Annotated in this window: 2 pseudogenes; both read left to right on the top strand. The window is 73.3% G+C overall.

Features of this window, described 5'->3' with window-relative positions:
- A pseudogene (locus B7P34_RS35910) lies at window positions 1-593 on the top strand (N-6 DNA methylase); the annotation flags it as partial.
- Between the two features lie 135 nt (window positions 594-728).
- Window positions 729-1382, top strand: a pseudogene (locus B7P34_RS35915) (hypothetical protein); the annotation flags it as partial.

A 1382-nucleotide genomic window follows, 5' to 3' on the forward strand; every position in this document is an offset into this window, starting at 1 on the left:
CCGCCCGCTGGCCCGCCACCACCGTCGGCGAGCTCGCCCGCGCCGGGGCGCTGGTGCTGCGCGCGGGCGGCCCGGGTGCGGTGCCCGACCCGGGCGCCGCGGCCCCGCCGGTGCTCACCGACTACGACGTGAAGGCGGGCAGCGGCCCCACCGGCGCGCTGCCCGAGGGCCAGGCGGAGGAGCCCGTCCTGGTGCAGGCCGGAGATGTCGTCGTCCCCGTCGTCGGCGATGTCACCGTGGCCCGCGTCATCGGGGAGGAGACGGCCGGCGCCGCGCTCGGCCGGGGCTTGTTCCTGCTGCGCCCCGACCCGGCCGCCCTGGACCCCTGGTTCCTCGCCGGGTTCCTGCGCGGCACCGCCAACCAGCGGCAGGCCAGCAGCTACGCGTCCACCGCCACCCGCCTCGACGTCCGCCGGCTCCAGGTGCCCCGGCTCCCGCTCGCCGACCAGCGGCGCTACGGCGTCCGCTTCCGCGGGCTCGCGGAGTTCGAGGAGGCGCTGCGGCGGGCGGAGCGGCTGGGGGAGCGGTTGGTGCAGGGGATGTTCGACGGGCTGACGGACGGGAGCGTCCGCCCGGAACACATCCCGGACTAATCCCGGAATATATGCTTCCGTGACTTCCGTGCGGTTCGAGTGACCTGTCACACCGTCTGATGTGCGCAACCCGGGGGGAGTTGCCCGTGTCGGTATATAGGCTCAGGACACAAACGCGCACTCCAGGAGCGAGGAATGAACGGCCACGAACCGCCGCAGCGGCCACCCGGCAGAGCAAAGATCATTGCTATGCGGGTGGTCGTGGTGGCGATCACCGTGGGGACGATCCTCCTGCTGCCCTGGGTGCCGGTCCTGCGTGTGGCGATCATGCGCAGGAAGAAGACGGACTGGGCGCTGTTCTGGATCGTCCTCGTCCTGTCCTTCTTCAACCTGTCCCGCATCAACGGCGCGGAGTCGTGGACGGCCGACACACAGGTGAAGGCCGGCGCCGTCAGTCTCGTGTGCACCGGCATCTGGTCCATCTGGTACTACCTCCGCTTCGACATCCGCCACTACCGGGAGCTGGAGACCCGCTACGCCGTCGCGACGGCCCTCGCCGCGGAGCGGGAGGCCGCGGCGCACCGCCAGGCCGCCGCCCACAACGAGGCGGCGCTCGCCGAGGCCATCAAGGCCTCCCTCTTCGCCCCCGAGCCCGGGCCCGCCCCCGGGCCACCTGCCCCTCCCGCCCCTCCGGCCCCGCGCGTGGACGACCCCTTCGCCGACACCCGCTCCTACGTCCGCATGCCGCAGCCGGCCCCCGGCCTGCAGACCCGCCCGGCACCGGCATGGATGCGGGGCCGGAGGGCATTGGCGTGCTTGACGGTGAAGCGCGGGATCAGCATGCGGCGC

The organism is Streptosporangium nondiastaticum (assembly GCF_003011965.1).
Lineage (GTDB): Bacteria > Actinomycetota > Actinomycetes > Streptomycetales > Streptomycetaceae > Streptomyces > Streptomyces nondiastaticus.